Origin of the sequence: Streptomyces flaveus (assembly GCF_014647675.1) — a bacterium.
In the GTDB taxonomy this organism is placed as follows: domain Bacteria; phylum Actinomycetota; class Actinomycetes; order Streptomycetales; family Streptomycetaceae; genus Streptomyces; species Streptomyces flaveus.
This window is the reverse complement of record NZ_BMPQ01000019.1, coordinates 120,008-146,944: the sequence shown is the minus strand read 5'-3', so window position 1 is coordinate 146,944 and position 26,937 is coordinate 120,008. Positions and strand designations below refer to the sequence as shown.

At 70.4% G+C, this 26,937-nt stretch carries 21 protein-coding genes; 17 read left to right on the top strand and 4 right to left on the bottom strand.

Going from position 1 to position 26,937, the window contains the following annotated elements:
- The first annotated feature begins 52 nt into the window (after positions 1-52).
- The 9 genes from IEZ21_RS30695 to IEZ21_RS30655 all read left to right on the top strand — a co-directional run bounded on the left by IEZ21_RS30695 (position 53) and on the right by IEZ21_RS30655 (position 12,384).
- Positions 53-2,398: an ABC transporter ATP-binding protein/permease gene (locus IEZ21_RS30695; protein WP_189325108.1), complete on the top strand. Its 2,346-nt coding sequence runs from the start codon at positions 53-55 to the stop codon at positions 2,396-2,398.
- A 5-nt stretch (positions 2,399-2,403) separates the two neighbouring features.
- On the top strand, positions 2,404-3,192 hold the full coding sequence (locus IEZ21_RS30690) for a hypothetical protein (RefSeq protein WP_189325107.1): 789 nt from the start codon (positions 2,404-2,406) through the stop codon (positions 3,190-3,192).
- A complete protein-coding gene (locus tag IEZ21_RS30685) occupies positions 3,192-4,190 on the top strand; it encodes a serine/threonine-protein kinase (RefSeq protein ID WP_189325106.1) in 999 nt (332 codons plus the stop codon). Before IEZ21_RS30690 ends, IEZ21_RS30685 begins: the two co-directional genes overlap by 1 nt.
- Before the next feature lie 236 nt (positions 4,191-4,426).
- Positions 4,427-5,008 carry a putative antibiotic biosynthesis monooxygenase gene (locus IEZ21_RS30680; protein WP_189325154.1) on the top strand — a complete coding sequence of 194 codons (582 nt, stop codon included), beginning with the start codon at positions 4,427-4,429 and terminating at the stop codon, positions 5,006-5,008.
- 28 nt (positions 5,009-5,036) lie between these two features.
- Positions 5,037-7,160, top strand: coding sequence for an aminodeoxychorismate synthase component I (gene pabB, locus IEZ21_RS30675; protein ID WP_189325105.1), 2,124 nt, complete (start codon positions 5,037-5,039; stop codon positions 7,158-7,160).
- Positions 7,157-8,731: an AMP-binding protein gene (locus IEZ21_RS30670; protein WP_189325104.1), complete on the top strand. Its 1,575-nt coding sequence runs from the start codon at positions 7,157-7,159 to the stop codon at positions 8,729-8,731. The genes pabB and IEZ21_RS30670 overlap by 4 nt, the downstream gene beginning before the upstream one ends.
- A 59-nt stretch (positions 8,732-8,790) precedes the next feature.
- Positions 8,791-10,359 (top strand): class I adenylate-forming enzyme family protein, encoded by a 1,569-nt coding sequence (locus IEZ21_RS30665; protein WP_189325103.1) that lies wholly within the window; start codon positions 8,791-8,793, stop codon positions 10,357-10,359.
- Complete coding sequence (locus IEZ21_RS30660; RefSeq protein ID WP_189325102.1) at positions 10,356-11,534, top strand: FAD-dependent monooxygenase; 1,179 nt, start codon at positions 10,356-10,358, stop codon at positions 11,532-11,534. Before IEZ21_RS30665 ends, IEZ21_RS30660 begins: the two co-directional genes overlap by 4 nt.
- 55 nt (positions 11,535-11,589) lie before the next feature.
- Positions 11,590-12,384 (top strand): aminotransferase class IV, encoded by a 795-nt coding sequence (locus IEZ21_RS30655; protein ID WP_189325101.1) that lies wholly within the window; start codon positions 11,590-11,592, stop codon positions 12,382-12,384.
- 149 nt (positions 12,385-12,533) lie between these two features.
- Here IEZ21_RS30655 and IEZ21_RS30650 read toward each other — a convergent pair whose 3' ends face one another.
- From IEZ21_RS30650 to IEZ21_RS30640, 3 genes are read right to left on the bottom strand one after another with little or no spacing between them, the layout of a single operon-like run.
- Positions 12,534-13,025, bottom strand: a complete 492-nt coding sequence (locus IEZ21_RS30650) for a carboxymuconolactone decarboxylase family protein (RefSeq protein WP_189325100.1) — start codon at positions 13,023-13,025, stop codon at positions 12,534-12,536.
- A 41-nt stretch (positions 13,026-13,066) separates the two neighbouring features.
- On the bottom strand, positions 13,067-13,765 hold the full coding sequence (locus IEZ21_RS30645; RefSeq protein ID WP_189325099.1) for a class I SAM-dependent DNA methyltransferase: 699 nt from the start codon (positions 13,763-13,765) through the stop codon (positions 13,067-13,069).
- A 30-nt stretch (positions 13,766-13,795) separates the two neighbouring features.
- Positions 13,796-15,076 (bottom strand): streptophobe family protein, encoded by a 1,281-nt coding sequence (locus IEZ21_RS30640; RefSeq protein WP_189325098.1) that lies wholly within the window; start codon positions 15,074-15,076, stop codon positions 13,796-13,798.
- Between the two features lie 161 nt (positions 15,077-15,237).
- Between IEZ21_RS30640 and IEZ21_RS30635 the strand changes: the two genes are divergently transcribed.
- Positions 15,238-16,575: a DUF6777 domain-containing protein gene (locus tag IEZ21_RS30635; protein WP_189325097.1), complete on the top strand. Its 1,338-nt coding sequence runs from the start codon at positions 15,238-15,240 to the stop codon at positions 16,573-16,575.
- 360 nt (positions 16,576-16,935) lie between these two features.
- A complete protein-coding gene (locus IEZ21_RS30630) occupies positions 16,936-17,418 on the top strand; it encodes a VOC family protein (RefSeq protein ID WP_189325096.1) in 483 nt (160 codons plus the stop codon).
- A 79-nt stretch (positions 17,419-17,497) separates the two neighbouring features.
- Here the strand turns inward: IEZ21_RS30630 and IEZ21_RS30625 are convergent, their stop codons facing one another.
- On the bottom strand, positions 17,498-18,433 hold the full coding sequence (locus tag IEZ21_RS30625) for an MHYT domain-containing protein (RefSeq protein ID WP_189325095.1): 936 nt from the start codon (positions 18,431-18,433) through the stop codon (positions 17,498-17,500).
- A 318-nt stretch (positions 18,434-18,751) separates the two neighbouring features.
- Between IEZ21_RS30625 and IEZ21_RS30620 the strand changes: the two genes are divergently transcribed.
- The 6 genes from IEZ21_RS30620 to IEZ21_RS30595 are packed head-to-tail and all read left to right on the top strand — an operon-like array spanning position 18,752 to position 26,627.
- Entirely contained in the window at positions 18,752-20,335 is a 1,584-nt protein-coding gene (locus tag IEZ21_RS30620; protein WP_189325094.1) for an ABC transporter substrate-binding protein, read from the top strand.
- Between the two features lie 2 nt (positions 20,336-20,337).
- Positions 20,338-21,291, top strand: a complete 954-nt coding sequence (locus IEZ21_RS30615; protein WP_189325093.1) for an ABC transporter permease — start codon at positions 20,338-20,340, stop codon at positions 21,289-21,291.
- Positions 21,291-22,190: an ABC transporter permease gene (locus IEZ21_RS30610; RefSeq protein WP_189325092.1), complete on the top strand. Its 900-nt coding sequence runs from the start codon at positions 21,291-21,293 to the stop codon at positions 22,188-22,190. The genes IEZ21_RS30615 and IEZ21_RS30610 overlap by 1 nt, the downstream gene beginning before the upstream one ends.
- The gene (locus IEZ21_RS30605; RefSeq protein ID WP_189325091.1) at positions 22,190-23,929 is read left to right on the top strand and encodes a dipeptide ABC transporter ATP-binding protein; all 1,740 of its coding nucleotides are present in this window, start codon (positions 22,190-22,192) and stop codon (positions 23,927-23,929) included. Before IEZ21_RS30610 ends, IEZ21_RS30605 begins: the two co-directional genes overlap by 1 nt.
- A complete protein-coding gene (locus IEZ21_RS30600; RefSeq protein ID WP_189325090.1) occupies positions 23,926-25,968 on the top strand; it encodes a CocE/NonD family hydrolase in 2,043 nt (680 codons plus the stop codon). Before IEZ21_RS30605 ends, IEZ21_RS30600 begins: the two co-directional genes overlap by 4 nt.
- A complete protein-coding gene (locus IEZ21_RS30595) occupies positions 25,935-26,627 on the top strand; it encodes a TetR family transcriptional regulator C-terminal domain-containing protein (RefSeq protein WP_189325089.1) in 693 nt (230 codons plus the stop codon). The genes IEZ21_RS30600 and IEZ21_RS30595 overlap by 34 nt, the downstream gene beginning before the upstream one ends.
- The last annotated feature ends 310 nt before the right edge of the window (positions 26,628-26,937 follow it).

The following is a 26,937-nucleotide window of genomic DNA, read 5'->3' as shown; positions in this document are numbered from 1 at the left end:
GCGGTCCGTCTCCGCCCAGGCGCATATATGAACGAATCGATAGAATTCGGTCATGGGAGAGCGGTCTGTTGCGCCCGAACTCGTCCTCGAGACCGAGACGGGTTCCATGGTGATGAGCCCGAGCCGGGCCTATCACGTGGGGCGCGACCCACTGTGCGACATCGTCATCGACGACGCCCGGGTGTCCTGGCATCACGCGGTGCTGCGGCCCGAAGACGGTCACTGGAAGCTCGAGGACGAGAACAGCACGAACGGTACGTACGCCGACGGCCGCCGCGTCCAGGCGTGGGACGTCGGCCCCGGCAGCGTCCTGCGCTTCGGTAACGCCGCCGACGGCCCGCGCGCCGTACTCACCAGCAGGCCTCCGCTCACCGTCGAGCCCGCCGAGCGCCCGTCCGCCGTTTCCCTGCCCGCCGCGACCGGCACCTTCCGGCGACCCACGACCGTACGCCCGCTGCCCGCCAGCACCGCCGTCCGCATCGGCCGCAGCGGCGACAACGACCTGGTCGTCGACGACCTGACCGTCTCCCGACGGCACGCGGAACTGCGCGCCCACGCGGACGGTACGTACGAGATCGTCGACCTCGCCAGCCACAACGGAACGTTCCTCAACGGGCAGCCGGTGTCGCGGGCCCTGGTCTCCGAGGGCGACATCGTGGGGATCGGCCACTCGGCGTTCTGCCTGGTCGGCGACCAGTTGCAGGAGTACGTCGACACCGGTGAGGTCTCGCTCGACGTACAGGATCTGACCGTCGCCGTCGACCGCGGCCGCAAGACGCTGCTGGACCAGGTGTCCTTCCCCGTCGGTGAGAAGTGCCTGCTCGCCGTCGTGGGTCCCAGCGGCGCGGGCAAGTCCACGCTGCTGAACGCGCTGACCGGGCAGCGTCCCGCCGACAAGGGCACGGTGCTGTACGACGGCCGCGACCTGTACCGCGACTACGCCGAACTGCGCCAGCGCATCGGCCTCGTACCGCAGGACGACATCCTGCACGCCCAGCTGACCGTGCGCCGGGCCCTCGGATACGCCGCCGAGCTGCGGTTCCCGCAGGACACCGCAAAGGCCGAGCGCCGGGAACGGGTCGACGAGGTGATCCGCGAGCTGGGCCTGGAGGAGCGTACGGGGCAGCCCGTCCACAGCCTCTCCGGCGGCCAGCGCAAGCGTGTCAGCGTGGCCCTGGAACTGCTGACCAAGCCGTCGCTGCTCTTCCTCGACGAACCGACCTCCGGCCTGGACCCCGGCATGGACCGCTCGGTGATGCACATGCTGCGCGGCCTCGCGGACGACGGGCGCACCGTCATCGTCGTCACACACAGCGTGCTAAGCCTCGACGTCTGCGACCGGCTGCTCGTGCTCGCGCCCGGCGGCAGGATCGCCTACTACGGGCCGCCTCAGGAGGCCCTCGCCTACTTCGGCTTCGAGCAGTGGCCCGAGGCGTTCGAGGCCTTCGAGCGGGACCGTGACCGGGACTGGGCGGGGGACTACCGGGCGTCGCCGTTGCAGCGGAGGTACATCACCAACTCCAGCGCGCAGCCGCACCGTCCGGGGCTCGTCCGCGCCGAGGCTGTCGGACCGCCGCCCAAGGCGCAGAGCTGGGGCGCGCAGGTGCGCACGCTGGTGCGCCGGTACGCGGCAGCGCTGTCCGCCGACCGGACCTTCCTCGCCATCATGATCGCGCTGCCGTTCGTGATGGGCGCGATGGCCAGGGCGCTCGCCGGAAGCCGGCTCACCCAGGAGACCGCGATGAACGCGCTGCTCATCCTGTGCGTGGGCGCAGTCCTGACGGGCGCGGCCAATGCCGTACGGGAGCTGGTGAAGGAACGGGTGATCTATCAGCGTGAGCGTGCTGTCGGACTGTCCAGATCGGCGTATCTGATGTCCAAGGTGATCGTCCTCGGCACGATCACGATCCTGCAGGCGATCGTACTGACCTTGGTGGCGCTGCTGGGCGTCGATCTGAACGCGCCGGGCGGTGAGGGGGTGCTCATGCCGCCCCTCGTCGAGGTCACGCTCGCCGTCGCGCTGCTCGCGTTCACGGCGATGACGCTCGGTCTCCTCGTGTCCGCGACGGTGCGCAAGGAGGAGGTGACGATGCCCCTGCTCGTGCTCCTCGCCATTGTGCAGGTCGTGTTCTGCGGAGCGTTGCTGAAGCTGGACGGGGTGCTGGGGGTCGAGCAGTTGGCGTGGCTGGTGCCGTCGCGGTGGGCGCTCGGCGCGATGGCGGGCACCGTCGGTCTCGCCCGGATCGTGCCGGGCGACCTGACCTCCGACCCGCTGTTCCGGCACGAGTCGGACGTGTGGCTGCTCAACATGGGCATGCTCGTCGCTTTGTCGATGGTCTTCGGATACGTGGTGGCCCGGCTGCTCAGGCGGCACGAACCCGAGGTCATGCGGAAGTAGGCGCGATGACGACTCCCGGCTTCCACCCCACGCACATCGTCCCCCGCGACGGCCTGTCGGCCTGGGAGGCCCCGGACCCCGCCCGGCCCACCGTGCCGCTCGACGCCCTGCTGCCGGTCCAGCTCGTCGACCGGCATGGCGACTGGGGCCACATCGTCTGCGCCAACGGCTGGTCGGCGTGGGTCGACGGCCGCCTGCTGATCGCCGTACCCCAGGAGCCGCCCGCCGCGGCACAGCCGCTCGCCCGCACGGCGGACCCGCGCCCGCTGCTCACCCGCCTCGAGCAGGCGCTCGGCCGCTATCGCCAGGCGGTCGACGACCTGGCGGAGGGACGCCTCGACGGGGGGACGTTCCGCGGGCGTACGCAGGGGCTGCGGGTGGGGATCGTCGTCGACGGGGAGTCCATATGGCTGTACGAGGCCGAACACGAGCGGTGGGTGTACTGCGACGGCACACGGCTGAGCACGTACGCGACAACGGAGCCCCCGGCCGCGGACCGACGAGACCCGCCGCCTGCCCCTGCCGCCCCGGAAGCGCCTGCCTCCGGCGCACTGGAGCCGACGCGGGTGGTGGACCCCGGTGGCGCGCCCGGGGCGGAGCCGACGCGTGTGGTGGGGGACGCCGGTGGCGCGTCCGGGCCGGAACCGACGCAGGCCGTGCGAGCCCCCGAGCCGACGCAGGTCGTAGGAGATCCGGAGGCGACCCGAGTCGTGGAAGACCCGGAGCCGACCCCAGCCGTCGCAGACACCCGCCACGCCCCCACCCGCATCGTGACGAGCGACGGTGAGCCCTGATGTCGCACGAGACGAACCTCCATTCGGGGCGGCACTCCGACCTGGTCGGCAAGCGGATCGCGGGTTACCGGATCGAGTGTGAGATCGGTCGCGGTGGGATGGCCGTCGTGTACCGCGCCAAGGACCTGCGCCTCGACCGGACCGTCGCCCTCAAGCTGCTTGCCCCGGAGCTCGCCCGCAACGACACCTTCCGTAAACGCTTCACCCACGAGTCGTACGTGGCCGCCGCCATCGACCACCCCCACATCGTGCCGATCTTCGAGGCGGGCGAGACCGACGGCGTGCTCTACATCGCCATGCGGTACGTCTCCGGTCGCGACCTGCGTCATCTGCTGGACCGCGAGGGCCCGTTGCCGGTCGCGGTGGCCGCGCGGATCGTCGGCCAGGTGGCGTCCGCGCTGGACGCCGCGCATGACCACGGCCTGGTCCACCGGGACGTCAAGCCCGGCAACATCCTGGTCGCCCAGGGCACGGACAGCGATCACCCCGAGCACGCCTACCTCACCGACTTCGGCCTCACGAAGAAGTCCCTGTCGCTGACCGGGTTCACGACGGTCGGTCAGTTCGTCGGCACGCTCGACTATGTGGCGCCCGAGCAGATCGCCGGACGCCCCGTCGACGGACGCTGCGATGTCTACAGCCTCGCCTGCGTCATGCATGAAACCCTGACCGGCAAACCGCTCTTCCAGCGAGACGACGACATGGCGCTGCTATGGGCGCATCAGTTCGACCAGCCGCCCCGCCTGGCCGAGTCGCGCCCCGATATTGCCGCCTCGGTCGACGGCGTACTGGCAAAGGCTCTCGCCAAAAGCCCGGACGACCGGTACGAATCCTGCCGCGCTTTCGTCGCCGCGCTGCGGGCGGCGGCGAGTGAAACCGCACAGACGGGTCATGCGCCGACTCAGGTGGATCTCCGGGCGGCCGGGCCCGGGCCGATGGGAAATCAAGGGCCACCGCCCGAACCGCCACGCTGGGCCCTGCCGGTCTTTCATCGGTGAATGGTTTACGCGGTCGCTGTTCTTGGCAAGCAGAATAAAGAGCGTTTCCATTTTCCGACTCGCCGTGCAAGCGCTCTCAAGGGGACCGTCAGAATTCCGTAATAGTTACCCAGGGGTACCCCTCGGCAGAAGCTGTCAAGATGCATGAAAAGGTGACTTAAGGGTGCATTTCGGGCAGCTTGAAAAACCTCGTTGAAGATTTGAGCGACCGAGGGTTTCTTTCCGTACCCGGAGGAGTGACCAGGAATCCCGTTACCGTCACCGTGGCGTATCTCGTGGTGCCGGGCTGTGAGTCCGCCTTCCATCGCTGGGGGTGGGCAGCGCTGCGCGCGTGTGCGCGTGAGCCGGGCTTTCTCGGGGGTGGCGTGCTCGTCGACGGAGAGGCTGATTGGCATGTGGTCTACCGCTTTGACAGCGAGGATTCGGCCCGGACCTGGGAGAACTCGCCCACTCGGGTCGAGTGGGCGGCCCAGGCGGAGGGGCTCGCGCGGGAGACCGGGCGCCGCAGCGTGCAGGGCTCCAGGGCATGGTTCGAAGCCCAGGCCGCCACGCCGGCCACTCCGCGACCGCCACCGAAATGGAAGCTGTGGCTGATCAATATGAGCGCGGTCTTTCCGCCGGTGCTCTTATTCAATCTCCTCGTGCTGCCCTATATCGGCGACCTCAACCCGTTGCTCCGCACCCTGCTGCTGTGTCTGTGTGTGACGGCCATCGTCACCTGGATTCTCATGCCACGGCTTCAGCGTTTCTTCAAGAAATGGCTGTACCCGCCGATTCAGACGATGCTCCGCGGACGGCACAAACGTCGGGCCGCATAGGCCCGGGAACGACAAAGGAGGTGGGCGGGTGAAGACCCTGCTCATCGACAATTACGACTCGTACACGTACAACCTGTTCCAGCTGATCGCCGAGGTCAACGGCGAGGAGCCGGCGGTGATCCTCAATGACACCCCGGCCGACGAAATCCCGGATCTGCGGGAGTTCGACAATGTGGTGGTGTCGCCGGGGCCGGGACACCCCGCCGCATCGCGTGACTTCGGCATCGCCGCCAGGGTGCTCGCCGAGGCCGAGATCCCCGTACTGGGCGTCTGCCTGGGACATCAGGGCATCGCGCTGGGGGAGCGCGGACTGGTCGAGGCCGCCCCCGAGCCCCGGCACGGCCACCTCTCCACGGTCCGGCACGACGGCCGGGACCTGTTCCAGGGGCTGCCGCAGCACTTCACCGCGGTCCGCTACCACTCCCTGTCCGTGCGCGAGCCGCTGCCCGAAACCCTGGAGGCCACCGCCTGGGCCGAGGACGGCGTCCTGATGGGGCTGCGGCACCGCACCCGGCCGCTGTGGGGGGTGCAGTTCCACCCCGAGTCCGTACTCACCGACTACGGCCACCGCATGCTGGTGAACTTCCGCAACCTCACCGCGGAGCGGGATCACAGGCCGCGTACGAAGAACACTGCGGTCACCCCGGCCGCAGCCGCGATCCCTCGTCAACGACGGGCCCCGCGTCCCGCCCACCGGCTGCACACCCGCCGCATCGCCACCGCCGTGGACGCCGAGGCCGCCTTCACCCGTATGTGCGCCGACGCCCCGCGGGCGTTCTGGCTGGACAGCTCCCGCGTCGAGGAGGGACAGTCCCGCTTCTCGTTCTTCGGGGACGGCAGGGGCCCGCTCGCCGAGTTCGTCCGCTACGACGTCGACACCGGCCTCTGTGAAGTCGAGCGCCCCGGACGGCCCCTGCGCAAGGTCCGCTCCTCAGTCTTCGACTACCTGAAGCGACAGCTGGCGACCCGTCATGCCGACGGCACAGGGCTGCCCTTCGACTTCACCGGCGGCTATGTCGGCTACTTCGGCTACGAGTTGAAGGCCGACTGCGGTTCGCCGGGCCGCCACCGGGCCGAAACCCCCGACTCCTGCTGGCTGTTCGCCGACCGGCTGATCGCCGTCGACCACGAGGAGGGCTTCACCTACGCCGTCTGCCTGGCCGAGGACACCCCGCAGGCCACCCGCGAGGCCACCGACTGGCTCGACAGCGCGATGGCCCAGCTCACCTTCGTGTCCACGGACAAGCCGCCGCTGCCCGTCACCTCCGCGCCGGACCTCGAAGCCGCCGAACCGTGGCTGGTCCGCGACCGGGCCACCTACCTCGCGGACATCGAGGCCTGCCAACGGGAACTCAGGGCAGGCACCAGCTACGAGATCTGCCTGACCAACGCCGCCCGGTTACCCGCGCCGCCCGACCCGTACGACTTCTACCGGGTGCTCCGGCGCGTCAACCCGGCGCCCTACGCGGCCTTCCTGAGGTTCGGCGACCTCGACGTGGCCGGCTCGTCCCCCGAGCGGTTCCTGCGGATCACCCCGGACGGCATCGCCGAGGCCAAGCCCATCAAGGGCACCGCACCGCGCGGCGGCACCCCGGACGAGGACGCCCGGCTCCGGGACGCGCTGGCCGCGGATCCCAAGACCCGCGCCGAGAACCTGATGATCGTCGACCTGCTCCGCAACGACCTGGGCAGGGTCTGCGAGACCGGCACGGTACGGGTCTCCCGCCTCATGGCCACCGAGACGTACGCCACCGTCCACCAGCTCGTCTCCACCGTCGAGGGACGGCTGCGCGAAGGCACGGACGCGGTCGACTGCGTACGCGCCTGCTTCCCCGGCGGCTCCATGACCGGCGCGCCCAAGCTGCGCACCATGGAGATCATCGACTCCCTGGAGACCGAGGCCCGCGGCGTGTACTCCGGCGCCCTCGGCTACCTGGGCTGCGGCGGCGGCGCGGACCTGAGCATCGTCATCCGCACCGCCGTGTTCACCGACGGCCTGATGCACCTGGGGGCCGGCGGCGCGATCGTCCTCGACTCCGATCCGGCCGCCGAGTACGACGAGATGCTGCTGAAGACCGCGGCACAGATGCGGGCCGTCCACCAGGAGCACACCGCTGTCCCCGCCGCCGCTGCCGAGGAGCCGACCCGATGACGACCACGCACACAGACCGGCCGACCGCGCCGTCCACGACCAGTCTGACGACCTTGCACGCCACGCGGACCTTCGCCGACGCGGGCGCCCCCGGAAACCTGGCCGCCCACCTCGCCGCGCTCGCCGAACGGCGCGACTGGACCGCACGCACCGCGTTCCGCCAGGGCCACCAGTCCTGGACCCACGGAGAGGTGCACGACCTCGCGGCCCGCGCGGCCACCGTGCTCGCCGACCACGGCGTGGGTCCCGGCGACCGGGTGCTGATCGCGCTGCCCGACTCCGTCGCCTGGGTGACGGCCTTCCTCGCCACCGCCCGGCTCGGAGCCGTCGCGGTACTGGTCAACCCCGAACTCACCGCCCCGGAGCACGAGTTCATGGCCGAGGACACCGAGGCCGCGCTGTGCGTGACCGGCCCTGGCCTCGAGGACCGGTTCGCGGACCGCGCCCGCCTCGGCGCCGATCAGCTGGTCGCGCTCACCCGCACCGCGGAGCCGACCGCCGACGCCCACCCGGTCGACGCGCACACCCCGCTGTACATCCAGTACACCTCCGGAACCACCGGCAGTCCCAAGGGAGTTGTGCACTGCCACGGCGACCCGAAGACGTACCACGACCTGATCGGCCGGCGGTTGCTGAAGATCACCCCGGAGGACGTCACCCTGTCGGTGTCGAAGCTGTTCTTCGCCTACGGCTTCGGCAACACCTTCGCCTTCCCGCTGTTCTCCGGCTCCTCCGCGGTACTGGTGGACCGGCGCCCGACCCCCGCGGCCATCGACGAGATCGTCGTACGGCACCGGGTGACCCTGCTCTACTCCGTACCGTCGGCCTACGCCGCCCTCGTGGCCGACCGGGCAGGCGGGCACACCACCTGCTTCGCCTCCGTACGGGCCGCGGTGTCGGCCGGTGAGGGGATGCCCGCCGGGCTCGGGGAACAGATCACCGCACTGCTCGGCGCTCCCGTGCTGGAACAGATCGGCTCCACCGAGGCCGGGCACGCCTTCTGCGCCAACAGCTTCCAGCACAACCACCCGGGCACCGTCGGCCGCCCCGTACCCGGCTTCGAGGTGGAGGTGCGCGACAGCGCGGGACGCCCGGTGTCCGACGGCACCTCGGGCGAACTGTGGGTCCGCGGACCGACGTTGACGCCCGGCTACCTGAACCGGCCCGAGGAGACCGAGCGCACCCTGGTCGGCGGCTGGCTGGCCACCCGGGACCGGGCGCGCCGCGAACCCGACGGCACCATCCGGCACCTGGGCCGCGCCGACGACATGGAAATGGTCGGCGGCATCACCGTCTCCCCGCTGGAGGTGGAGGCCGTACTGCGGACCCATCACGCGGTGAAGGAGGTCGCCGTCGCCGCCGTCACCGACCGGCGCGGCGCGAACCGGTTACGCGCCTTCGTCGTCCCCGTCACCCCGATACCGGCGGGCCTCGAAGCCGAACTCATCGCCCTGGCGCGCGAGCGCCTCGCCGCCTTCAAGGTCCCCCGCAGCGTGAGCTTCGTGCCGACGCTGCCCCGCACCCCCACCGGAAAACTCCGCCGCCACCTCGTCCGCCAGGGCGCGTGGTGACCATGAGCGCCGACTCGTCGACCCCGGCCTCAGGCACCACAGCAGAAAGGATTGGGCGCATGCGACAGCAGCAGCCCCTGCTCCCCGACCGCGGCTTCTATCTGGGCCCGATGTTCCGGCAGGCGGCAGACCGCCACGGAGCGGCCTTCGTCACGCTGGACCGGCCGCTGGACGTCAACCCCGACCTCGGCGTCTACCTCAGCTACACGGTGCTCGCGGACCTCGTCGACGAACTCTCCGGCCGGCTGTGGGAGGCCGGGGTCAGGCCGTCGGAGGAGGTGGTCATCCACAAGTCGGACAACGTCGACATCGTGCTGCTGACCTGTGCCGTCTCCCGGATCGGCGCCGTACCCGCGCTGCTCGCGCCCGCCCTGGCGGGCCCGGTGGCCGGACAGCTCCTCGAACGCCTCCACAAGCCCTGGCTGATCACCGACCGGGCCAAGCTGGAAGGACCGCTCAAGGACGTCGAACTCCCCACGCTCGTACGGCGGACGCTCTCCGTGGACGACGCACCCGGAGCCGTCCCCCTGGAGCAGTACGCCGGCAGCAAGCCACCCGCGCCCGTACGCCTCCACCCCCGCGAACCCTCCCTGATCACGCACAGCTCGGGCACCACCGGCGTCCCCAAGCTTGCCGTGCACTGCCCGAACACCATGTGGAACCGGCTCGTACCGCAGAAGGCGATGGGCTGGCCCACCCGCGGCGAGATCGCGGCACTGCACATGTCGTTCGTGCACTCGCGCTTCTACCACCTCCTCGGCGTGCTGCTGCACTTCGGCAGCCCACTGGTGCTGATCACCCACCCCGAACCCGCCTCGGTCGGCCCCCTGCTCACCCGCCACCGCCCCGGCATCGTCGAGACCCACCCCAACACCTTCGTACTGTGGGAGGAGTTGGCCGACGCCCCCGGAGCGCCGCTGTCCCGGGTCCGCTCGTACGGCTCCACCTTCGACGCGATCCATCCGCGGACCGTGCGGCGGCTGCTGGACGCCTCGAAGCGCCGCTCGCCGTATCTGATCCAGTTGTACGGGCAGAGCGAGACGGGCCCGGTCGCCTTCCAGTGGTTCACCCGGCGCAGCGCCGCCCGTGCCGACGGCCGCCGGGTCGGGATCGGCATCCCGGGCTTCACGCGCGTACGCATCGCCGACGGCTCCGGCGGGCGGGCCAGGCCCGGAACACCCGGACCGATCGAGGCCCGCACCAGGGGGCGCATCCTCACCTATCTCGGCGCGCGGGAGCAGTATCTGCGCCAACTCGACGGTGACTGGTGGCAGATGGGCGACATGGGCTACCAGAGCCGCCTGGGTGCCCTGTATCTGATCGACCGTGAGATCGACCAGATCGACTCGGTGCACAGCAACCTGGAGGTCGAGGACACCCTGATGTCCCGCCTGGAGGAGTTGCGCGAGGTCGTCATCGTGCGGGGCGCCGACCGCGAACCTGTACCGGTCGTGTGCGTCCGCGGCGACGTGCCCCTGGACATGGAGCGCTGGCGGAAGGCCACTGACGACCTGCCCGCGATGGCTGAACCACGGCAGTGGCGGTTCGAGGAGCTGCCGATGACCGCCACCTGGAAGGTGAAGCGGGTGGAGATCACCCGCATGCTGACCGAGGGCACCCGCACATGAGCCCCGTCATCGTGGTGGGCGCGGGACCCGTGGGCCTGTCGGCCGCCCTCGCCCTGCGCGCCCGCGACCTGCCGGTCACCCTCCTGGAGGCCGACCCCGAGGGCCGCGAACGGCCGGGCAGCCGCGCCCTGTTCGTCCACAGGGAGACCCTGCACCTGCTCGAGTCGATGCGACCGGGGCTGGCCGACGAGATCACCGCGTACGGACGCACCTGGCAGACCAAGCGCACCCTCTACCGGGGCCGCGAGGTCTACTCCCGCACCTTCCCGCCGCCATCGGGACCGCCGCCCTTCACCAGCCTGCGCCAGGTGGACACCGAGCGCTTCCTGCTCGCCGCCTGCAAGGACGCCGGAGTGGAGTTCGTGTGGGGTGCCGAGGTGGTGGGCGTACGGACCAAGCCGACCGGCGTCACCCTTACCGACGACGACGGCCGCACCTGGACCGGCAGCCACGTCATCGCGGCCGACGGCGCGCGCTCGGCGCTGCGGCGTGAACTGGGCATCGCCCTGGAGGGCAGCCACGCGAACGGCTTCCACGTCGTCGTGGACGTCGCCGACATCCCGGGCGCGGAACTCCCGCTGGAACGGGTCTTCCACTACGAGCATCCCGGCGTCGGCGGACGCAGCGTGATGCGCGTGCCGTTCACCGGCGGCTTTCAGCTCGACCTCCAGTGCCGCGACGACGACCGTCAGGAGGTGTACGGCACCGAGGAGTCCGTACGCGGCTGGCTGCCGGCCGTGGTGGGTCAGGGGTACGCCGACCGGATCCTGTGGGTGTCGACGTACCGCTTCCTGCGCAAGGTCGCCGCCTCCTTCAGCGACCCGTACCACCGGGTGCTGCTCGTCGGCGAGGCGGCGCACCTCTTCCCGCCCTTCGGCGCACGTGGCATGAACAGCGGAATCGCCGACGCGGCTGCGGCAGCGGAGGCCATTGCCACCGGAGTGCCGGAAGCGGTCGCCCACTTCGCGGCGGCCCGGCGCGCGGCGGCCCTGTTCAACAGCGCTGCCGCCGGCACCGCATTGGACCATCTGCGGCCCCGGCGGCGGATCGTACGGGTCAAACAGCGCGCGGCAGCGGCACTCGCACCCGTAATGCCGTGGTGCGGAGCTTGGCTGGAGCATGCTCCCTACGGGCCACGCAAGGGCCCGCCGGCGAGCGTGGGCCGTAAGTACTAGGGCGCCTGTTACCAGGGCATCCGATGAGACACGGAGTGAATTGAGAGGAGTCTCTATGACGCGACCCGCAACCGCGGAGGGCCTGTTGGCCTGGACCCCGGGCAGTGGTCTGGCCCGGGGCCTGGCGGCCGACACCCGACTGCTGGCCGCGGACTCGTGGCTGCTGCGCGACGGACTGGTGCGCGGCTTCGAGCGGCACCGGGCACGCTTCGAGCGCGCCTGCGCCGACTGCGGCGCCCCACCGCCCGGACAACTCACCGAGTTCTGGCGGGACATGACCACGGCCTTGCCCCGGACGGGAACGTGGTTCCCCCGTGTCGAACTCGTCCGCGGATCCCTCCAGCTGAGGCTCCTGCTGCGGCACGCCCCGGAACTGGCCCCCGAAGTGCGGGTGTGGGCGGCGGGCCAGCCCGATCCGCGGACCGTGCCCCGCCGCAAGGGCCCCGACCTCGACGTCCTGGCCCGGGTCCGGCAGCGGGCGGCCGGACAGGGCGCAGAGGAGGCCGTACTCATCGCACCCTCGGGCCTCGTCCTGGAGGGATCGAGCTCAAGCCTCCTGTGGTGGGAGGACGACACCCTCTGCTCGCCCCCGACGCGGCTGCCCCTGCTCCTGGGAGTCACCCTCGGGCTCATCCAGGAACGGGCCGCGGCCACCGGCGTCCAGCTCGCTCAGCGCGAGCGGACCCTGGAGGAGCTGGAGGGTCGCGAGGTGTGGCTGGTGAACGCCCTGCACGGGATCCGCCCGGTGGTCGCGTGGGAGGGACGACCGATGGAGGCGGGTCCGGCGATGCGGGCCGAGGAATGGAGGAAATGGCTGGACGACATCATGGAGCCGTTGCCGACCACCTGAAATCGACATCACATAGGGGTGCCTCTGCTACCCGAGACGAAAACGACACATCCGAAACCGAAGGCGCCGGACGAATTCAATCGCCCGGCGCCATCGACCCATTTCCGAATTCAGGCCGGATTCAGGTCTGGTTTCACTCTCTCAAGGCCTCAGTCGGACTTCTGCTTGGGCTGATAAGCCCCCGGAGCCATACGTTGCGCGATGGCGATGCGGTTGTACGCGTTGATGACGGTGGCCGCCCAGATCAGTGCCGCGATCTGCTCCTCGTCGAAGACCTCGGCGGCCTCCGCGTACACCGCGTCCGGGACCCGCCCGTCGTGCACCAGGGTCACTGCCTCGGTCAACGCCAGTGCGGCGCGCTCCCGTTCGGTGAAGAACGGGGTCTCCCGCCAGGCACTCAGCGCGTAGATGCGCTGTTCGGTCTCGCCCTGCGCGCGGGCGTCCTTCGTGTGCATGTCGAGGCAGAACGCACAGCCGTTGATCTGCGACGCGCGAATTCTGAGCAACTCGAGCAGCTCCGGCTCGATCTTGGCATCCCGCGCCGCGGAAACGGCGGCACCGTGCAGGGCGCCCATCGCTGTGGAGACGTCGGGAGTAATTCTCTTGAGGGACACGCGGGTTATGGCATCGCTGTGGGACATGGGGTGACTCTAACCCCGTATTGACGGGCCGTGCAGCGGAATCAGGCCGAATTCTTCCGTCTCGTGGGCAAAGGCCGCCGGAAAGCGGCCGGTTCGCCCTTGCGAGCCAGCAGATGGGCCTGCTGGAAGCCCCGTTCGTCGTCCTCGTCGGGCTCCCGCACCAGACGGGCCACCTCGACGAGCCCTCGCTCGCGCAGCAGATCGGCGACGCGGCCGGGAGACCAGCGGTAGGCGAGCGCCACCTTGTGGTCGAAGGCCTCCGCGAGCTGAGTGGGATCGTCGAGGGCCTGGAACGCGAGGAGCAGATGACCGCCCGGCGCCAGCACCCGGTGGAACTCGGCGAAGATCTCCGGCAGCCGCTCGGGCGGTGTGTGAATGATCGAGTACCGGGCGAGGATCCCGCCGAGTTCACCGTCATCAAGAGGTAGCGCGGTCATCGACCCCTGATCGAACCGCAGCTCCGGATGCGCCTTACGGGCGATGGCGATCATCTCCGCCGACAGGTCGACGCCGGACGCGGTCAGCCCCAGCGAGTGCAGCAGCGCGGTCACATGGCCGGGCCCGCAGCCGAGGTCGGCGACCGGCCCGCCGCCGTCCGCCCGCACGAACTCGGCGAACGCGGCGAGCATCGCCCGGTCCAGCGGATAGTCGTCGAGTCTGTTCGCGAAGAGCTCGGCATAAGGGACGGCCCAGGCGTCGTACCCCGTACGGGTGGTGTGCAGGAAGTCCGGCTCGATCATGGAGACGTACCGTAGTACGCCTCATCGGCCTCACAGTCGGGTACTGGCCACCTCGCCCCGCCGGTGCACACGCCAGGCGAGCAGCCCTCCCAGGAAACCGGCCACCAGCCCCCAGAGCGCGGCGAACCCCAGCGCGGTCCACAGCCGTGGCCGCAGCAGAAGATCACCGGACAGCCCGCCGCCGAGGTCGCCGATGCCGAGGAACGACAGGCCGTAGTGCGCGGAGATCTTGCCGACGAGGCAGACGGCGAGCACCGTGAGCGCGAGCGCGACCGCCATGTGCAGGGCATGCTGCCAAAGCCGCGTCCGGGCCGGTGAGCGGGCGGCCATCAGGAACGCGGCGGCCAGCAGCAGCACGGCGTTCACGACGACCAGCCACCACACCCTGCCGTCGTGCTCGGCGAGCGTCCGCAGATCGAGCCTCGAGATGTCCGGCGTACGCATCACAAGGTCCAGCAGCCGTGGCATGGGCAGCCCGAACGGTCCGTCGACGCGGCCCTCCCACGAGGCGCCCAGACCGACGGTGAAGGTCAGCCAGACGAGATTGGGCAACCCGAGGAGGATCAAGGCGAACGTCTCGACGGCATACCCGCGCGTCGCCGCCACCACCAGCGCGATGACGAGGCCCAGGACGACGTAGGCGAGGAGCAGCACGACCATCGCGAACGCGGCCGGCCGTACCGACTCCTGGAAGCGCAGCAGCCGGGCCGGAAGCGGGGCCTTCCGCGACACCAGCAGCGCGAGGACCAGCACGCCCGCGAGCCACAGCAGCCCGAAGAACAGCGTCACCGGTACGTCGGCCTCGAAGCCCACCCGGGGCGAAGCCACATCCCCGAACAGGTCGCCGATGTCGCCGAGGCCGTCCTCCCCGAGCGAGATGTCGAAGGTCTGGCGGGCCGGCAGCGAGAGAGCGATCAGTGCGAGGAACCAGACGACGGCGATACGGGCGGCCCAGCCCGCCAGTTCCGGAGCCCCGGCCACGGCTCGATGGCGCAGCGGCCTCAGGAATCCAGCGGCGATGACCAGGACTCCGGCGAGGGCCACCGACAGGGGGAGCACCGTCAGGTTCGCCTGGGTCTCGGCGAGGGCTCCGGCGTTGCCCGCGAACTCGACCGAACCGCCGACCGCCGCCACCACGGTGGCCAGGACGACCCGCGGAAACGCGCCCTCCGGCAGATCCGTCGCCCCGGCCGCCCACAGCCCGAGCGCGGCGACCACGACCATGACGGCCACTCCGGCGAGAACCGTCACGACGGCCTCGACCCACCCATGGCGGGCCACTGCCTGGTCAGGAGATGTCCGGGTGCTCACGTTGCCACGCTAGGCAGGGCTGCGGCAGCGCGCCTGCCGAGAGAGCCGACCGCGTCGGCTTGCGGACGATACGGAACAGGAGCACACAATGGATTCATTGCAGATTAATCGGCATAAAAAGTCTGAAATGCCGTGAATCTCACCTTCGGGAAGAAGAGCTCGTGAGCGTCGAACCGCCGTCCTCCGGCCGCCCCGCCGGACCGCCCTCGGGCCCGCTGGGTCCGTCCGGGCCTCCTTCCCCGCAGTCGCCTGGGGACCGTGCCCCGCTGGGCCCGTCGGGCGGCGGCTCGGGGGCCGGGGGCCCAGGAGGCGGTGGTCCTTCCGGGCCCAGCGGCCCGCTGGGTCCGGCCGAGCCCGGCCCCGGTGACGGACCCGCCCTGCCGTGGTGGAAGTCCGCGCCCCGCGTCGCGGTCATCGCCCTCGTGGCCGTCGCCGCCGTGGTCCTGGCCGTCGTCCTCACCCGCCCCGACGGTGGCACCCCGGGCTCCGGCAGCGAGGTCTTCCTCCAGGCGGCGGGCAAGGCGGGCCCCGACCGGTTCACCGAGTCGACGGCACAGGACAACTCGACCGTCCCCGTGACGCCCTCGCCCACGACCACCTCGGACTCCTCCAACGTGACGCGCGGCGTGGACGGCTCGGCACCAGGCCTCTACGGCGGTACGCGGAACAAGGCAGCCTGCGACGTAGAGAAGCAGATCACCTACCTCCAGGAGACCCCGGCCAAGAACAAGGCCTTCGCCTCCGTCCTGGGCCTCGAGCCCTCCGGCGTCCCCGGTTATCTGCGCTCGCTCACCCCCGTACAGCTGCGGATGGACACCCGCGTCACCAACCACGGCTACCGCGACGGCGCCGCCAACAGCTACCAGGCCGTCCTGCAGTCCGGCACCGCCGTCCTCGTCGACGACCGCGGCGTACCCCGGGTGCGCTGCGCCTGCGGCAACCCGCTGACACCGCCGGTCGCGCAGCAGGGCACACCCAAGAGGACGGGCGACTCCTGGCCTTCGTACCGGCCGTCGAACGTCGTGGTCGTCTCGCCCGCGCCCCAGCCCGTCAACAGCTTCGTCCTCTACGACCCCGACAACGGCGAGTGGATCGAGCGCTACAAGGGCGACACCGGCGCCAAGGACAAGAAGACAAAGCCACCCGAAAAACGCCCGTCCCCGTCCGAGAGCCCGCTTCCCCCGTCCTGCCCGCCCGACAAGAGCCCCTGCCCGCCGACCTCACCGACCAAGCCGCCCACGGAAACAACATCTCCGGACGAGACGTATCCGGACGACGAGACGTCCCCGAAACCCGAGCCAACAACGCCCGAACCCCCTCCGGACGAGCCCACCGACGCGACGAGCGACCCGGCCTATGGTTCCGAGCCCGCCGACTCGCCCCCCGACACGACGAGCGACCCGGCTTCTGGTTCCGAGCCCGCCGACCCGCCCCCCGACCAGGGGTCCCCCGACACGATGAGCGCCCCGGCCCCTGATTCCGAGCCGGTCCCAAACTGAAGGGACCGCAAAAGCCCGCACCACAACGAACCGGCACCCTCCCTCCGGCGGGAGGGGGCGTGGGCCGGTGCGTCGTATGCCCGTCGCTTAGCTTCGGTCTCGGAGGACCAGGACCGTGTACCAGGTAAGGGCCGTATGCCCGCCCTGCGACGGGCTGACGCACCGGCCCACGACCCCGACCCACCACCCACCCAGGGGCGCGGGGAACTGCGCGACCAGCCACCCACACACCCGCACCCAAAAACGAACCCAAACCGCCCAACCGCCGGAGGCACCCCGCCCAACCCGAGCGGAGCGATTAGTTTCCGCACGAGGACCAGTCAACACAGGCGACAGCGTTCATCCACCAGGAGGTAGCCCATGACCACCGACGGATTCACCACATGTCTCTGGTTCGACGGCCAGGCGGAAGAGGCCGCGGACTTCTACGTCTCGGTCTTCAAGAACTCCAAGCTCGGCCGGGTCCTCCGCTACACGAAGGCCGGGCCCGGCCCCGCCGGCACCGTCGTGACCGTCGAGTTCGTGGCGAACGGACAGAAGTTCGTCGCCCTGAACGGCGGCCCGGAGTTCAAGTTCAACGAGGCCGTCTCCTTCGAGATCCGCTGTGACGACCAGGACGAGGTGGACTTCTACTGGAACAAGCTCACCGAGGGCGGCGGCCAGGAGGGCCCCTGCGGCTGGCTGAAGGACAGGTTCGGCGTCTCCTGGCAGGTCGTCCCGTCCAGGTTGCTCGAGCTCATCGGCGACGCCGACGAGGAGAGGGCGGCCAGGGCGATGGAGGCGATGATGAAGATGTCGAAGCTGGACATCGCCACCCTGGAGAAGGCCGCCGCCGGCGAGTGAGCCGGAGCGGCACAGCGGTCGACCCGCCGCACACCACTGTGGGGCGAGTCGACCGCTGTGCGCTGCAGCAAAGGGCAACTCACCACTCGTAGGCGGACTTCGATGCCTCGTACTGTCCCTGGCGACGTCCCGCGGAATCGGGCGGTCCCTCGGAACCGTCGAACCCCTCGAAGAGCGAGCCGGGCCGTGGCGCGGACGGTTCGGCGTCGCTCTCGGCCGTGGCGTGCTTGCGCCGAGAGTCGGGCCGGCGCCCAGAGACGGGCCGGCTCCCCTCACCGTCACTTGAGACCAGGAGCGGGTCGAACATCACGATCGCTCCGGCCAGCACCAGGAAGATGACCGGCCCTATGAGCATGGGGAGCAGGAGCGACATGGGCGAGTCGCCGGTCTGCGGGCCGCCGGTCGTGTCGTGGAGATGCACGCTGATCGCGGCCATGCCCGTGTAGTGCATGCCGCTCACGGCCACGCCCATGACCAGGCTGGCGCCCAGGCTCATCAGGAAGCCCCGGATCGAGACGGCCGCCCACAGCGCGGCGGTCGCGGCGACGACGGCGATCACGACGGAGAGCGTGACGGTGCCCAGGGCGTACTGGATGCTCCCCTCCATCTGGATGGCCGCCATGCCCAAGTAGTGCATGGCGGCGACGCCGAGACCGGTGACGATCCCCGCGATGGACAGCGTGCCACCGGAGGCGCCGCCGTATCCCACGATGAAGACGCCGATGCCGACCACGACGATCGCCACGACGAGACTGAGCACGGTCAGGCCGACGTCGTAGCGCAGACGTGTCTCCTCGACCTGGAAGCCGATCATCGCGATGAAGTGCATCGTCCAGATGCCGCATCCGATCGCCGCCGCGCCGAGCGCCAGCCAACCGGGCTTCCACGACTGCTTGTTGTTGAACAGGGTCCGGACGATGCAGCGCAGCCCCAGAGCCCCGCCCAGGCAGGCCATGAGATAGGCGGCCACCGGAGTGACAGCGCCGTAGCTGAATCCGTCCACTGTGCCTTGCATAGGCCATTTCCCCCCGAGGCATGGCTAGTTGAAAAGGGAAGATTCGCGTCCGAAGGGTCGGCGTAGCAAGCCCTTACCGTCGGTACTCGGCCGTGTTGGCGCGGCCTGACGCAAATGCTGCCCTCAGTTGGCGCAAACCGACCGGTTCGCATGTGAGTCCATCCCGAGTACGCCCGTCCCCGGAACCCGTAACACCTGGGTTTCCCAAGGTTAAGTTCCGCGCTCCACGGGTTGGCGGGGGTCTCTGCCCACGTTATCGTTCACGCCGTTCACTCAATCGTTCCACCGAACGAATAGCGAGAGGGGTGGTCGGCACACATGTCCGACACCCACCACCCGGGACGGCGGTCGGTCCTCGCCGCAGGAGCCGCGAGCGCCGCGTCGCTCGGCGCGTCCTGGCTGCTCAGCGGCTGTACCGGCGCCTCGGCCGCGCCCACCCTGCCCACGGACGAGAAACAGGGCACCCCGGATCGCGGCGGCACCCTCCGGATTGCCCGGCCGCCCGCCTCGGACGCCGAGACCCTCGACCCGGCGAGCGCCCTGTCCGCATACGAATACCTTGGCGCCCTCTACAACCGGCTGGTCCGCATCGGCGCGGACGGCACCGTCGCCCCCGACCTCGCCGAGTCCTGGGAGCCGGACGCCAGGGCCCGCACCTGGACCTTCCGCCTCCGCAAGGGCGTCACCTTCCACGACGGGCGCAGGCTCACCTCCGCCGACGCCGCGTACACCCTGCGCCACATCCTCGACGAGAAGACGGCGTCCCCGCAGGCGGCAGTCCTCGCCCCGCTCGTCGACCTCGACAGGCTGCGAACTCCCGACGCCCACACGCTCGTTGTGCCGCTCAAGACCCCGAACGCGGAGTTCCCGAGCCTCCTCACGCACTACAACTGCTATGTCATCCCCGACGGCAGCGCCGGCGGCATCAGCCGCACCGGCATCGGCACCGGCCCCTTCAAGCTGGAGTCGTTCACTCCCGCGGGACCCGGCCGGATCACCGCATACGAGGGCCACTGGGCGGGCCGCCCGGTCCTGGACGCCATCTCCTTCTACTCGGTTGCCGATATGTCGGCCCGATCAAATGCCCTGCTGGCCGGACAGGTCGACCTGCTCTCCCAGACCAACCTCGACTTCGCCACCGCCCGCGTGGTCGCTGCCTCCGACCGCGCGACGATTGCCCGGGTCGAGAACGGCCAGTGGTACGTGCTGCCGATGCTTACCACGGAGAAGCCCTTCACCGACGTACGCGTCCGGCAGGCCATGAAGCTCGCCTACGACCCCGAACACGTGGTGAAGGTCGCCCTGCAGGGCGCGGGAACGGCCGGCTGGGACAACCCGGTGCCGCCGAGCGACCCGGCCCACATCACCACGCACCCCGAGCACGATCCGGAGCAGGCCAAGTACCTGCTGAAGCAAGCCGGACATGAAGGCCTGACGGTCGACCTCCACACGTCCTCGTACGACCCTGTCTTCACGCCCATGGCCCTCGCCTACCAGGACTCGGCCCGGCGGGCCGGGATCCGGATCCGGGTCAAGTCGGCCGCGGCGGACTCGTACTACACGCAGATCTGGATGAAGAAGCCGCTCATGGCGACGTACTGGTTCACCGGCAGACCCGTCGACCAGCTCCTCACCCAGGTCTTCCGCAGCGGCTCCTCGTACAACGAGACCGCCTGGTCCGACAAGGACTTCGACGCGCTGCTCGACCGGGCCCGGCAGGAGACGGACGACAAACGGCGGCGCGAACTGTACGGCGAGGCGCAGACCTTCGTGATCGAGAAGGGCGGGGCGATCACCCCGATGTTCGCCGACCGGCTCGTGGGCCTCTCGCGAAAGGTGCGCGGATACGCCGAGTACGGCTTCGAGTTCGACTATCTCGGCATCGGCCTGAAGGGAGCCTGAGCATGCTCTCGTTCATCGCCCGCCGCGTACTCGCCGCCGTCGGCACGCTCTTCCTCTCCTCGGTCCTGGTCTTCCTCGCCGTCCAGGCCCTGCCCGGTGATGTCGCCACGCAGGTCCTCGGCCGGGATGCCACGCCGGACGCGGTGGCCGCGCTGCGCGAGCAGCTGAAGCTGGACCGGCCCGCCTGGGAGCGATACGTCGACTGGACGGCCGGCGCCCTGCACGGCGACTTCGGTGTCTCGCTCGTCTCCGGCAAGGCGGTCGGCGGCGAAGTGGGCATGTATCTCGGCAACTCCGCGCTGATCGCTTTGATCACGGTCCTGTTCGCCGTCACCGGCTCGCTGCTGCTCGGCATCCTCGCCGGCCTGTACCGCGACCGCTGGCCGGACCATCTGATCTCCACGGTCAGCCTGGTCGGGATGAGCGTGCCGGAGTTCGTCGTCGCGACCGTGCTGGTGCTGTGCTTCTCCGTCGCGCTGCCGGTGTTCCCGGCCGTCGTGCTGTACGGGCCCGAGGCGAGCGTCGGCCAACTCCTGCCCGCCGTATGGCTTCCCGCCCTCGCCCTCGCGATCGTCATGGCCGCGTACATCGTCCGGATGGCCCGTACGTCCGTCATCGACGTGATGGCGAGCGAGTACGTCACCACGGCCCGGCTCAAGGGCCTGTCGACGTGGCGGGTCGTCACCCGGCACGCGCTCCCCGGCGCCCTGCTGCCCACCCTGCATGTCATCGCCCTGAACGTCGCCTGGCTCGCGGGCGGCGTCGCGGTCGTCGAGAACGTCTTCAACTATCCCGGTATCGGCAAACTGATGCTGTCCTCCGTGCAGAACCGGGACCTGCCCGTCATCCAGGCCATCGCCCTGATCAGCGCGATCGTGTACGTCGCCTGCAACCTCGCCGCCGACCTCGGCGCCATGGCCCTCAACCCCAGGCTCCGTACGCGCGGGAGGACTTGATGACCACCCTGGAAACCCCTGCCCCCGCACCCGCCGCCCCTCTCGCCAAGCCCTCCACCGCGGCCCGCGCCTGGCGCACGCTCCGGTCCTCGCGGGCGGCGACGATCGGCCTCGCGATCGTCGCCGTCCATGTCCTGATCGCCCTGCTCGCACCGGTTCTCACCTCGTACGACCCCATCGCGAACAACGCCGACCAGGCACTGCTCGGGCCCAGTTGGGAGCATCTCGCCGGGACCGACCAGTACGGCCGCGACGTACTGACGCGCGTCCTGTACGGCGGCCGGTACGCGCTCGGTGTCTCCGTGACAGCGACGCTGCTGACCGTCGCGCTCGGCACGGTGGCCGGGTGCGCGGCGGCGCTGCGCGGCGGCTGGTTCGACGACGTACTGGGGCGGGTGCTCGACGCGGTCCTCTCCGTGCCGCCCGTTCTGGTGCTGCTGGTCGTCGTCACGGCGTTGGGCACGGGGCCGTCGGTGATCGTCCTCGCGATCGCCGTCGTATACGTCCCTCAGGTCGTACGTGTCGTGCGGGGCGCGGCGTTGGCGATCGTGCCCGCCGACTATGTGACCGCCGCCCGAGCACGCGGCGAGGGCACCTGGGCGATCCTGCGGCGCGAGGTCCTGCCGAACATCACCGATGTGGTGTGCGTGGAGTTCGCGATGCGGGCCTCATGGGTGGTGCTGCTGATCTCCTCGCTCTCCTTCCTCGGCTTCGGCGCCGATCCGCCGACTCCCGACTGGGGACTGATGGTTGCCGAGAACCGCACCGCCATCACCGTCGTACCGATGGCGAGCCTCGCGCCCATCATCGCCCTGGCGACGCTCGTGATCGGGCTCAACCTCGCGGCCGACGCCCTGTCCAAGGCGTGGGGCGTCGACCGCGTCAGGGAGGGGCGCTGATGACCGCCACCACAGCCATCGTGTCCGTGGACTCCCTGTCCGTCGCCTACCGCTCGGGCGGACGTGACGTCTCCGTCGTCCATGAGGTCTCGCTCGACGTACGACCGGGCAGGACGCTGGCGCTGGTCGGTGAGTCGGGCAGCGGGAAGTCGACGGTCGCGGCGACGCTGCTCGGACATCTGCGGCACGGCTCGCGGGTGACGGCGGGTACCGTCCGGGTCGACGGCGCCGATGTATTCGCCCTGCCTGCCCGGGAGTTGAGGCGGCTGCGGGGTGGGACGGTCGCGATGGTCGGCCAGAACGCCGGGCAGGCGCTGACACCGTCCATGCGGATCGGACGGCAGATCGCGGAGGTCGGCGGGGACATACCCGTCGTGGACCTGCTGGAACAGGTCCGGCTGCCTCGCCCCGCCGAACTCGCCCGCCGCTACCCGCACGAGCTGTCCGGCGGTCAGCAGCAGCGCGTCGCCATCGCCATGGCCGTCGCGGCCCGGCCGAAGGTCCTCGTCCTCGACGAGCCGACGACCGGTCTCGATGTCGTCACCCAGCGCGGTGTACTCGACCTGATCGGGGCCCTGCGCGACGAACTCGGCCTCGCCGCCGTGCTGGTGAGCCATGACCTCGGCGTCGTCGCGCACATGGCCGACGAAGTGACCGTGCTGCGGTCCGGGCGGATCGTGGAGGCCGCGCCCACCGGCCGGCTGTTCGCGGCGCCCCAAGACCCGTACACCAGACGGCTGTTGGCGAGCGTGCCGCGGCTGGATGACGCCGGGCTCGCGCTCGTGGGTGAGGCGGGGGAGCGGGAGGTGCGGCCCAGGGCCGTCGTTTCCGACGCTTCTCCTGTCGCCGTCTCCGCGCGGGACCTCACCGTCGACTATGGATCGTCCCGTGCCGTGACCCGTGCCGTGGACGGAGTGTCCTTCGAGGTCCGGCGCGGTGAAGTCCTCGCCCTGGTGGGGGAGTCGGGCAGCGGAAAGTCCACGCTCGCCTGGGCGCTCGCCGGCCTGCGCGCTCCGTCGGGCGGCGCGATGACCCACGAGTCGGGTGATCTCGCCGGACCCGCCCGCAAACGGCCGTTGTCGTTGCGGCGCCGGGTCCAGCTCGTCTTCCAGAACGCCGATACGTCGCTGAATCCGCGCCGTTCGGTCGGTGACGCGGTGCGACGGCCGCTGCGGTTCTTCGGCACGGCGGGCTCGCGCGCGGAGGCAGCCGCACGCGCCCGGCAGCTGATCTCCGACGTACGCCTCGATCCCGCGTTCGTCGACCGGCTGCCCGCCCAGCTCTCCGGCGGGCAGCGGCAGCGGATCGGGATCGCGCGAGCGCTGGCCGGGGAGCCGGATGTGCTGATCGCGGACGAGATCACTACGGCGCTGGACGTGTCGGTACAGGCCGATGTACTGCGGCTGCTCGACGATCTGCGGCGGGAGCGGGAGTTGGCCTGCCTGTTCATCAGCCACGATCTCGCCGTCGTACGGGGGATCGCCGACCGGGTGGTCGTGCTGCGCAACGGCGTCGTGGTCGAGGAGGGCCCGACGGACGCGGTCTTCGCCGATCCCGGGCACCCCTACACCCGGCAGCTGATGGTGGCGGCCCTCGAACCCGACCCCGACACGCGGCCTCTCGTGGCAGACGCCCCCGAGTGGACGGATGCCGCCGAGCCGGACGACGTCTGGACGGAACTCGGCGACGGCCACCGCGTGCGCCGCTGGAGCCCTCTCGCGCGGGAAGGAGTCGCGTGAGGTACCGCGAGCATTTCGAGCGCCAGGTCGTGCGCGAGGACGTCTGGATCCCCACCCGGGACGGCAGGACACGCCTGCACGCCCGGATCTGGCGACCGGCCGACGCCGCGGACGACCCCGTCCCCGCCCTGCTCGAATACCTCCCGTACCGCAAGACGGACTGGACCGCCCCTCGGGACGCCCAACGGCACCCCTGGTACGCGGGCCACGGCTATGCCTCTGTCCGCGTCGACATCCGAGGCCACGGCGACAGCGAGGGAACGCCCGGCGACGAGTACGACGCGCAGGAACTCGCGGACGGGGTGGACGTCGTCAACTGGCTTGCCGAGCAGCCCTGGTGCACCGGCAAGGTCGGCATGTTCGGCATCTCCTGGGGCGGCTTCAACTCGCTGCAGATCGCCGCCCTCGCCCCCGAACCGCTGAAGGCGATCGTGACGGTCTGCTCGACGGACGACCGCTACGACAACGACGTGCACTACACCGGCGGCGCCGTCCTCGGCATCGACATGCTCGCCTGGGCGGGCACGATGCTCGCGTTCGCCGCCCGCCCGCCGGACCCACGGAGCGTCGGCAGGGACCGCTGGCTGCCGATGTGGCGCGAACGCCTCGACGCCCTCGAACCCTTCCTGCACACCTGGCTGGCACACCAGCAGCGCGACGACTACTGGCGGCACGGCAGCGTCTGCGAGGACTACGGCGCCATCGACGCGGCCGTGCTCGCCGTGGGCGGCTGGAACGACCCGTACCGCGACACCGTGCTGAGGCTCGTGGAGCACCTGCCGGACGACCGCGTACGAGGGATCGTCGGGCCCTGGTCGCACCAGTACCCGGACCGCGGGCTCCCACCCGGCCCCGCGATCGGCTTCCTCCAGGAGACCCTGCGCTGGTGGAACCAGCACCTCAAGGGCGAGGCCGCATCCGACAGCGTCTCCGGCGCGGGCGGCATCATGCGCGAGCCGAAACTCCGCGCCTGGATCAACGACCCGGTTCCGCCCGCCACTTCGTACGACGTCATGCCGGGCCGCTGGGTGGGCGAGTCCAACTGGCCCTCACCGTCCGTCACTTGGGACGAACGTCCGCTGGGACAGACCCACGCCCCCGTCCTCGTCCGCACGCCCCAGCACACCGGCATCGACGCCGGCCGCTTCTTCCCGTTCGGCAACGCGAGCGACCTTCCGCCGGACCAGCGGGAGGAGGACGGCCGCTCGGTCTGCTTCGACTCGGAACCCCTCAACGACCGCGTGGAGATCCTGGGCCGCCCGCGTGTGAGGCTCCGCCTCGACAGCGCGACCCCGCGTGCCCATGTGATCGCCCGCGTGTGCGACGTCGCGCCCGACGGCTCGTCCACGCTCGTCACGCGCGGCGTGCTCAACCTGCTCAGCAGGCGGGGGCGCGAGAGGGCCGTGGAGTGGACGCCGGGCACGTACGAGACGGTGGAGTTCGAGCTTGGCGGTACCGGTTACGCCTTCCCGCCCGGTCATCGCATCCGGGTCGCTGTCTCCGACACGTACTGGCCCTGGGTGTGGCCGCACGGCGAGCGCGGCGCCGGCTTGACCGTGGTGCCGGCCGACAGCGCCGTACTCCTTCCCGTACGGGATCCCGCGTACGACGACGGCAAGGAACCCATCCGCTTCGAGGAGCCGGAGCAGGCCTCGCCGCTGCCGGTTGCGTACGAGCGGCCCGCCGAAACGCGGCCGGAGCGGCTGGTCACGCACGATGTCGCGAAGGGCGAGTGGACGCTGGAGGTCGACCCCAACTACGGGGGATCCCGGACCTATCCGGACGGGCTGCGCTACGAGGAGCGCGCGTGCGAGACGTACCGGATCCGCGCCGATGATCCGCTCTCGGCGCGGGCGGTCTCCGAGTGGGGCATCCGGCTGCGGCGCGACGGCGACTGGGACGCTGAGATCATGACACGTACGGAACTGCGGGCCACGGCCGCAGAGTTCATCATGGACAGTCGCATCGAAGCATGGGCGGACGGAGAGACAGTGGCCAAGCGCGCATGGCATCGCGTCATCCCGAGGACATCGGCATGAAGGCCGCCAGGACGCCCCGCCGTGCCGTCGCCGCCGCCGACCGCACCCGGCAGCCCACCGAGGTGCGCCGCCGGCTCATCGTGGAGGCGGCCGTGCCGCTGATCGCGGAACGCGGGTACCAGTCGGTGGGCGTACGCGACGTCGCCGCCGCGGCCGGCGTGTCGGTCGGCACGGTCACGTATCACTTCGGCAGTGTGCAGGAGATCCTCTCCGAGGCGATGGTGCTGCACATCGAGCGGTACTACGCGGCACTGCACGAGGCCGCCGAGCAGGCGGCCGGCGGCCGTGAGGCGCTGCGGCTGCTGATCGACGCGCTGTTCACCGAGGACACCGAGCGGCACTGGCGGATGTGGTTCGACTACTGGAGCGCGGGCGACCGCGACCAGGACCCCGAGCGAGCCTTCGCCCGCGGCCAGGCCAGGCGGTACGAGGACTGGCACAGTCAGATCCGTGCCCTGGTCGAACGGGGCGTCGCCGAGGGCGAGTTCGTCTGCGCGGACCCGGCCGGCTTCACGGTGCGGTTCGCGGCGCTCTCCGACGGACTGGCCCTCCAGTGGCTGCGCCAGGCGCCCGAGCTGAGCACACAGGACGCCCGTCGGCATCTTTACCGGCTGGTAGAGACGGAGTTGGGGACGGGGCGTCAGGGGCCTTCTGCGTAAAGGGTTGCGTAAAGTCTTGACCGTGACTGGATCACGACCCTACGGTGCCGCCGACGCTACGAACCGTGTTCGAAATGCCGTACAGCCGGGTCGAGTTGAGAGAGCTCGACTCCCGGAGCCGAAAGTCCGAGCCGCCCATGTCCGAAACGCGCAACACACAACGTCGGCGCCGCCGACAGATGCCCCCGCCCGTGCTCGTCGGCCGCACGGAGTTCCCCGCCACCTGAACACCGGTAGCACCTGACCACCGGTCGCCCCGTGCCAACCGGTACGAGCGTGGCCACATCGTCGAACCGGTTCGACGGCCCTC

What these genes read in the sequence shown, in the direction of transcription:
- IEZ21_RS30665 (WP_189325103.1), top strand. Translation starts at nt 8,791, where the DNA reads ATGCGACAGCAGCAGCCCCTGCTCCCCGACCGCGGCTTCTATCTGGGC.
- IEZ21_RS30610 (WP_189325092.1), top strand. Translation starts at nt 21,291, where the DNA reads ATGACCACCCTGGAAACCCCTGCCCCCGCACCCGCCGCCCCTCTCGCC.
- IEZ21_RS30645 (WP_189325099.1), bottom strand. Translation starts at nt 13,765, where the DNA reads ATGATCGAGCCGGACTTCCTGCACACCACCCGTACGGGGTACGACGCC.
- IEZ21_RS30660 (WP_189325102.1), top strand. Translation starts at nt 10,356, where the DNA reads ATGAGCCCCGTCATCGTGGTGGGCGCGGGACCCGTGGGCCTGTCGGCC.
- IEZ21_RS30595 (WP_189325089.1), top strand. Translation starts at nt 25,935, where the DNA reads ATGGCATCGCGTCATCCCGAGGACATCGGCATGAAGGCCGCCAGGACG.
- IEZ21_RS30615 (WP_189325093.1), top strand. Translation starts at nt 20,338, where the DNA reads ATGCTCTCGTTCATCGCCCGCCGCGTACTCGCCGCCGTCGGCACGCTC.
- IEZ21_RS30685 (WP_189325106.1), top strand. Translation starts at nt 3,192, where the DNA reads ATGTCGCACGAGACGAACCTCCATTCGGGGCGGCACTCCGACCTGGTC.
- IEZ21_RS30625 (WP_189325095.1), bottom strand. Translation starts at nt 18,433, where the DNA reads ATGCAAGGCACAGTGGACGGATTCAGCTACGGCGCTGTCACTCCGGTG.
- IEZ21_RS30695 (WP_189325108.1), top strand. Translation starts at nt 53, where the DNA reads ATGGGAGAGCGGTCTGTTGCGCCCGAACTCGTCCTCGAGACCGAGACG.
- IEZ21_RS30655 (WP_189325101.1), top strand. Translation starts at nt 11,590, where the DNA reads ATGACGCGACCCGCAACCGCGGAGGGCCTGTTGGCCTGGACCCCGGGC.
- IEZ21_RS30670 (WP_189325104.1), top strand. Translation starts at nt 7,157, where the DNA reads ATGACGACCACGCACACAGACCGGCCGACCGCGCCGTCCACGACCAGT.
- IEZ21_RS30690 (WP_189325107.1), top strand. Translation starts at nt 2,404, where the DNA reads ATGACGACTCCCGGCTTCCACCCCACGCACATCGTCCCCCGCGACGGC.
- IEZ21_RS30605 (WP_189325091.1), top strand. Translation starts at nt 22,190, where the DNA reads ATGACCGCCACCACAGCCATCGTGTCCGTGGACTCCCTGTCCGTCGCC.
- IEZ21_RS30620 (WP_189325094.1), top strand. Translation starts at nt 18,752, where the DNA reads ATGTCCGACACCCACCACCCGGGACGGCGGTCGGTCCTCGCCGCAGGA.
- IEZ21_RS30630 (WP_189325096.1), top strand. Translation starts at nt 16,936, where the DNA reads ATGACCACCGACGGATTCACCACATGTCTCTGGTTCGACGGCCAGGCG.
- IEZ21_RS30650 (WP_189325100.1), bottom strand. Translation starts at nt 13,025, where the DNA reads ATGTCCCACAGCGATGCCATAACCCGCGTGTCCCTCAAGAGAATTACT.